Source organism: Candidatus Frankia nodulisporulans (assembly GCF_902806475.1).
GTDB lineage: Bacteria > Actinomycetota > Actinomycetes > Frankiales > Frankiaceae > Frankia > Frankia umida.
On record NZ_CADCWS010000033.1, the window covers coordinates 21067 to 28295 of the forward strand.

The following is a 7229-nucleotide window of genomic DNA, read 5'->3' on the forward strand; positions in this document are numbered from 1 at the left end:
CCGGGCGCGCTGCATGTGCAGTCGCGACCGCGCAGAAGCCACTGTCTCGGTCCGACGCGAACAGCGCCGGGAAATCCTGCGACGCCCTGCATCACACTGAGGAGCGACCCACCAGCCGGCCAGCGTCGTTGCGGTCCGGCGCCAGCGGATCCGCCAGCGTTCCATCATCGAGCAGCCGGCCCTGCTCAAGCCGGGTGGGCTCGGGAGGAGCCGACGGGCGCAGACCAGCTACCACGTACAGGGCGGTCAGCACGTCATCTGGCCGCACAGCGGGCGTCGTGTGCCGTGCGACCAACTCCAGTATCGCACATGTGTCGTTCTCCGCACGACAAACGGCCAAGACCACAGCCCCGCGAGCGTCGAAACGCCGACGACCGTCCTTGGTCGCCCGTTCCACCTGCACCTCGTCCCGCCGCAGAAGCTCCGCGACCGCGGCGGACAGGGCCGGCTCGCCGAGCGTCGGCAGCCGGATACGCCAACGGGAGGCGTCGATCCGATCGGCCAGGCTCCCCGAACCACCGGCACCCGAACCGGCGGCCCCAGAACCAGCGGCACCACCGGAACCACTGGCACCACTGGCACCACCACCAGCCTGGACGGCGTCGAGCACGTCCAGGCCGGGTGGAAGCGCGGCGTCCAGCGCCGCCCGCACCCGGTCGGGCTCGACGACGACAGCGAGCGCGAGTTCGACGTACTCGGCCTCGCTGGCGGCCCCGGTCGGCGCCGCGCCCACCCAGGAGATCCGCGGATGCGGACTGAACCCCGCCGAGTAGGCCATCGGCACCTCGGCCCGTCGCAGGCCGCGCTCAAACGTGCGAGCGACGTCCCGATGTGACAGAAATCTCAGCCTTCCCCGCTTGGCGAAGCGCAGCCGGACCCGGGCGACCACGGGTGGCGGTGGCGGGCCCTCAGGCCGACGCGGCACTGCGCACCACCGCCTCATCCCCGGTGGCCGCCATGGCCGGACTGGCAGCTTCCGCCGGTGGCGCGTCCGCCGGTGGCGCGTCCGCCGCCGAGGCGTCGGGGCCGCCGGCCATGCCACCGGCGGAGACACCCGCGATCGGCAGCAGCGTGCGGCCCGTCGGGCCGATCTGGGTGTCGGTGCCCATGGTCGGGCAGACGCCGCAGTCGTAGCAGGGCGTCCAGCGGCAGTCGTCCAACTCGGTCCCGCGCAGGGCCTCCTGCCAGTCGGCCCACAGCCAGTCCCGGTCGAGGCCGGCGTCGAGGTGGTCCCAGGGCAGGATCTCGCGTTCCTCGCGCTCCCGGGTGGTGTACCAGTCCACCGACACGCCCAGCGGTTCGAGTTCGGCGGCTCCGGCGCTGGCCCAGCGGTCGAAGGAGAAGTGCTCGTTCCAGCCGTCGAAGCGGCCGCCCTCACGCCAGACCCGCTCGATCACCGCGCCGACGCGACGGTCCCCGCGGGCCAGCAGGCCCTCGATGATGCCCGGACGTCCGTCGTGGTAGCGGAATCCGACGGCCTTGGCGATCTCCCGGTCGGCCCGTACCCGGTCGCGCAGCAGTTTCAGGCGGGCGTCGGTGACCTCGTGCGAGGCCTGCCCGACCCACTGGAACGGGGTGTGCGCCTTGGGCACGAAGCCACCGATCGACACGGTCGCGCGGATGTCCCGATGACCGCTGGCGGCCCGTCCGGCGCGGATGACCGCGCGGACCAGGTCGGCGATCTCGAGGACGTCCTCGTCGGTCTCGGTGGGCAGGCCGCACATGAAGTAGAGCTTGACCTGCCGCCAGCCGTGCTCGTAGGCGGTGCTGACCGTGCGGACCAGGTCCTCGGCGCTGACCATCTTGTTGATGACCTTGCGCAGCCGTTCGGAGCCGCCTTCGGGGGCGAACGTGAGCCCGCTGCGGCGGCCGTTGCGGGAGAACTCGTTGGCGAGGGTGACGTTGAAGGCGTCCACCCGGGTCGAGGGCAGGCTGAGCGACACCTTGCTCTCGGCGTACCGGTCGGCGAGGCCGGTCGCGATCCGACCGATCTCGCTGTGGTCGGCGCTCGAGAGCGACAGCAGCCCGACCTCGTTGAAGCCGGTCGCGCGCAGCCCCGCGTCCACCATGGCGCCCACGGTCTCGATGTTGCGCTCGCGCACCGGGCGGGTGATCATCCCGGCTTGGCAGAACCGGCAGCCACGGGTGCAGCCGCGGAAGATCTCCACGCTCATCCGCTCGTGCACGGTCTCCGCGAGCGGCACCAGCGGTGCCTTCGGGTAGGGCCAGGAGTCCAGGTCGGACAGGGTGTGCTTGCTCGGCCGGGCGGGGATGTCGTCCCGGTTGGGCCGGACCGCCTCGATCCGCCCGTCCGGCCGGTAGGTGACGTCGAAGAACGCCGGCACATACACCAGGCGCCGCCGGGAGAGGCGGGCCAGCAGTTCGGTGCGCCCACCGGGGCTGCCGGCCGCCTTCCAGGCCCGCACGACGTCGGTGATCCCGAGCACCGCCTGCTCGCCGTCGCCGAGGACGACGGCGTCGACGAACCTGGCGATCGGCTCCGGGTTGAACGCGGCATGCCCGCCCGCGACGATCACCGGGTCGTGCTCGCGGCGCTCGGCCGTGTGCAACGGGATGCCGGCGAGGTCGAGCGCGGTCAGCAGGTTGGTGTAGCCGAGTTCGGTGGAGAAGCTGACGCCGAGCAGGTCGAAGCCGCCGACGGCACGGTGGGCGTCCACGGTGAACTGGGGAAGGTCGTGCTCGCGCAGCAGCGCCTCGAGGTCGGGCCACACCGAGTAGGTGCGTTCGGCCAGCACGTCGGGCTGCTCGTTGAGAATCTCGTAGAGGATCTGCAGACCCTGGTTGGGCAGGCCGACCTCGTAGGCGTCCGGATACATCAGGCACCAGCGGACGGCGGCGGTCTCCCACGGTTTGACGATGGAGTTCCCTTCGCCACCGACATACTGCACGGGTCGACGCACCCGCGGGAGCAGCGGCTCCAGGCGAGCGAACAGCGACTGTCCGGACATGCACGCGAGCCTACGGCACGCCGCGGCCGGCACTGTCGGTCACCACCGCCACCCCTACATGGCGTACGGGTCCGAGCGTGAACGCAGCCGGACGTTCTGGAGCAGACCCACGGCGATCATGTTCGCGAACATGGACGAACCGCCGTAGGACAGGAACGGTAACGGCAGTCCGGTGACGGGCATGATGCCCAGGCACATCCCGATATTCACGAACGACTGGAACGTGAACCAGCAGACCACCCCGGTGGCGATCAGCGCGCCGAAGGAGTCCTGCGAGCCGAAACCGATCGACAGCGCCCGCCACAGCACCACGCCGAGCAGCACGACGATCCCGGCAGCGCCCAGATAGCCGAGCTCCTCCCCCGCGACGCTGAACACGAAGTCGGTCTGCTGTTCGGGGACGAACTGCCCCTGGGTCTGCTGGCCGTGCAGCAGCCCCCGGCCGAAGATCCCACCGTTGGCGATGGCGATCATGGCCTGGTTGACGTTGTACCCGGTGCCGCTGGCCGCCTTGTTCTCCGAGACGAAGGAGGTCAGCCGGGCCTCCTGGTAGGACGCCAGCAGATGGAACTGCAGGATGGCGGTGCCGAAGAGCACCCCGCACAGGACGAGCCCGAGCACCCAGCGCCGCGGCGCCCCGCTGACCGCCAGCATCCCCAGCACGGTGAACACCAGCACCATGACGGTGCCGAAGTCCGGCTGCAGCATGATCAGCCCGATCGGCACGATGGTGAGCCCGAGCACGAGCAGCACGTCGGCGTGCCCGGGCGCGCTGTGCTGGATGCCCGTGTGCCGGTCCTCGTGTTTCTCGCCGAGGATCATCGCCGCGCCGACCACCAGGGCGACCTTGGCGAACTCCGACGGCTGCAACTGGAAGCCCGCCGGCAGCACGATCCACGAGTGGGCGCCGTTGATGGTCGACCCGAGCACCAGCACGGCCACCAGGCCGACCAGCGATCCCAGGTAGACGAACGGCGCGTAGGCCCGGATCACCCGGTAGTCGACGACCGTGGCGACCGCGCCGAGCAGCAGGCCGATGACCAGGTTCAACAGGTGGCGTTTGAGGAAGGTCTGCGGGTCGGCCCCGGCCTCGCCGAGGCGCTGCCGGGTGGCCGACCAGACCAGCAGGGCGCCGACACCCGACAGCGCGACCACGCACAGCTGCAGCGTCCAGTCCAGCCGGCGCAACGGCGAGTGCCGCCCGGACGCCCGGTCCCGTAGCTGCCCGATCCGCCCGCGCACCGGCACCGGCGACGACCGCAGCGCCGTCGGCCCCACGTCCTGGTTCATCCCCGCCACCTCCCGTCGCCTCCTGCGGTATCTGCGCGCCCGCCGCGGCCCGCGCGGCCGTTCCTACGGCGGGGCACGGCTCGGCGGGGATGTCGGGGCCCCGGTGACCGCCGGCGTGGTCACCGGGGCCTTCGTCGGCGTCGTGACCAGCGCCGGCAGGAGCGCACCGGCGGAGTTCGGGGGGGTGGCCGAGGCCGCTGGGATCGACGTGACGGCGCTGGACGTCCCGCCGGGACCCAGGGGGCGCAGCGGGTCGCTGGTGGTGGCGGCGGCGATCGTGCCGTCCCGGTTGATCCTGGGCAGGGCCCCGGGGGGTCGCCCACCGGGCTGGGCGGCCGGCTGGCCGACGCCGTAGATCGCCTGGTAGATGCGCTTGGCGACCGGCGCGGCGTACTCGGCGCCGGTGCCCGAGTCGGGGATCGACACCACGACGACGTACTGGGGGTCGTTCGCCGGGGCGAAGGAGGCGAACCACGAGGTGTCGCCCCGGCCCTCGACCTCGGCGGTACCGGTCTTGCCCGCGATCGGGATGGTGGCGCTCGGCCAGTCGGCGAACACGCCCGTCCCGGTGCCGCCGGGCTCGGTGGTCACGCCCCGCAGGCTGTCCCGGATGTAGCCGAGGATCTCCGGGCTGACCGGCAGGGTGCCGGTCCTGTGCGGCTGGAAGGTCTGCACGACCTTGCCCTCCGGCGAGATCGCGGCCTTGGCCAGGGTCGGCCTGTACAGGGTGCCGCCGTTGGCGATCGCCACGTAGGCGTTGGCGAGCTGCAGCGGACTCACCGACAGGTACTGGCCCTGCCCGATGGCGAACTGGGTGGCGGCACCGGCGTTGTAGAGGTAGCCGTCGACGCAGGCCTCGGCGGCGTACTTGCGAAAACGTTCCGCCTTCGCCGGGTCGGTCTCCTCGGGGTAGCCGTTCTTCGCCCGCCGGCAGTAGGAGTCCTTCAACTCCTCCCAGATGGCCTTGGCGTCGGCCCGGTCGACGACCGACCCCTTCGTCTCCCCCGGCAGGTCGATCCCGGTGCCGCGGCCGAAGCCCATGGCCTCGGCCATCCGGACGAAGTACTCCTTGGGTGGCGCGTAGGGTCCGCGTCCGTTGCGCAGGCCACCGTCGCCGAGCCAGGAGTCGTAGGCGAACTGGTCGAAGATGACGTCGCAGGAGATCACCAGGGCCTGGTGCAGGGTGATCGGCCCGGCGGACTCACCGTCGAAGTTGTGGAAGATCTGGTCGCCGATCTGCAGCGTCTGCGAGCAGAGGAACCGCTGGTCGCCACGGGCGCCGAGGTTCTGCATCGCGACGGCGGTCGAGATCGGCTTGAACGTCGAGCCCGCCGCACCCGAACCCTGGTAGACCCGGGACAGCAGCGGAATGCCGTTGGCCGGGTCCGACAGCGCCCGGTAGTCCTGCTCCGACACCCCGCCGACGAACACCGACGGGTTGTAGGACGGCAGGCTCGCCATCGCGACCACGCCGCCGGTCCGGGCGTTCAGCACGACGGCGGATCCGGTGCGTGAGCCCCCGCCGAGGGAGTTGATGGTGTCCTGCAGGGCCTGTTCGGCGGCCTGCTGCACACCGAGGTCGAGGTTGAGCACCAGATGGTCGCCGCTGGCCGGCTCGGTGGTGGACGCGGTGCCCGCCACCCGGCCGAACCGGTCGACCTCCAGGCGTTGGACGCCGTCCGTGCCGCGCAGCTGGTCGTCGTAGGTGCTTTCCAGGCCGGCGACGCCGATCAGGCTGTTGAGGTGGTAGCCCTTCTCGTCGCCCTGCTTGTCCAGCTGGTCCTGGGTGACCGGGGCGAGGTAGCCGAGTTCGTGCGCGGCCAGCGACCCCTGCGGGTACTCCCGGACGGCCTGGAGATCGGCCGACACACCGGGGAAACGGTCGGGATGCTCGATCACCGCGAGGGCCTGCGCCGGTGAGACGTCCTTGGCCACCGGAACCGGCTGGTAGGGGGAACCGTTCCAACAGGGCGGCTTGACCTGGGCGGTGCAGAAGCGGATGCGTTTGACCAGGTCGTCGGCGGGGGTGTTGATCACGCCGGCCAGCCGGGTCAGCACGGCCTTGCCGCGGTCGGGCTGGCGATCGGTGGCCGACCGGTTCACCGAGATCACCAGGGACGTGCGGTTGCGCACGAGCGGCTGGCCATGGTCATCGAGGATCATGCCGCGGGTCGCCGGGGTGACCACCTCGCGGACCCGGTTGGTCTCGGCCACCTGCCGGTAGTGATCACCGTCAAGGATCTGCAGCACCCACAGCCGGGCACCGAGCGTGACCAGCAGCGAAAGCACCACGACCCGCAGCAGCAAGACGCGGACCCGCATCCGGTCGTTCATCGGCCGCCCCGGCCGCGGTCCCCGGCGAGCCGGCGCGTGCCCCGCAGCAGCAACGGGAACACGAAGGGCGTGGCGATCACCGCGTAGAGGCCCGCGACGACGGCCCATCGGATGGCCTCACCGCCGGTCATCGCCGCCTCACCGAGCAGCGACGTCATGGCCGCATAGCCCAGGGTGCCCAGCACACTGGCCCCGCCGATCACCGCCAGAGGCACCGCTACCGACCGTTCCGCCGCATCCATCACCAGACCCACAGCGTAACCGATCAGGCACATAACGAGAGCAGACTGTCCGAGAACATGCGTGGACGCCAGATCGCCGGCCAGGCCCGCGACAAAGCCGCTGATCGCCCCGACCAGCGGCCCCTCGATCAGCGCGATCGACGCCAGCAGGACGAGGACGAGGTCGAGCCGCCCGCCGGGCAGGTTGAACCGCGCCACCACCGACACCTGCGCGACGATCGCGACCAGCAGCACCAGGACCGCGGCCACCACCGACCGCACCCGCACGGACTCGTCGGAGTCGAAGATCTCCCACATACCGGTTCAGCCAACCCCGCCCTGGGTGCCGGTCGCACCCTGCGTGCCCGTCGCGCCCTGGGTGCCGGTCGCGCCCTGGGCCGTGGCGCCTGGGGAG

5 protein-coding genes are annotated in these 7229 nt (G+C 71.3%); all 5 read right to left on the reverse strand.

What is annotated here, in order from left to right; genetic code table 11:
- Positions 1 to 91: 91 nt before the first annotated feature.
- Positions 92 to 925, reverse strand: coding sequence for a TIGR03936 family radical SAM-associated protein (locus tag G6R24_RS05715; RefSeq protein ID WP_163548123.1), 834 nt, complete (start codon positions 923 to 925; stop codon positions 92 to 94).
- On the reverse strand, positions 909 to 2969 hold the full coding sequence (locus G6R24_RS05720) for a TIGR03960 family B12-binding radical SAM protein (RefSeq protein ID WP_163548124.1): 2061 nt from the start codon (positions 2967 to 2969) through the stop codon (positions 909 to 911). Before G6R24_RS05720 ends, G6R24_RS05715 begins: the two co-directional genes overlap by 17 nt.
- A 54-nt stretch (positions 2970 to 3023) precedes the next feature.
- The gene (gene rodA, locus G6R24_RS05725) at positions 3024 to 4259 is read right to left on the reverse strand and encodes a rod shape-determining protein RodA (RefSeq protein WP_163548125.1); all 1236 of its coding nucleotides are present in this window, start codon (positions 4257 to 4259) and stop codon (positions 3024 to 3026) included.
- A gap of 63 nt (positions 4260 to 4322) precedes the next feature.
- Positions 4323 to 6593 (reverse strand): penicillin-binding protein 2, encoded by a 2271-nt coding sequence (mrdA, locus tag G6R24_RS05730; protein ID WP_163548126.1) that lies wholly within the window; start codon positions 6591 to 6593, stop codon positions 4323 to 4325.
- Positions 6590 to 7132: a rod shape-determining protein MreD gene (gene mreD / locus G6R24_RS05735; RefSeq protein WP_163548127.1), complete on the reverse strand. Its 543-nt coding sequence runs from the start codon at positions 7130 to 7132 to the stop codon at positions 6590 to 6592. The genes mrdA and mreD overlap by 4 nt, the downstream gene beginning before the upstream one ends.
- Between the last annotated feature and the right edge of the window lie 97 nt (positions 7133 to 7229).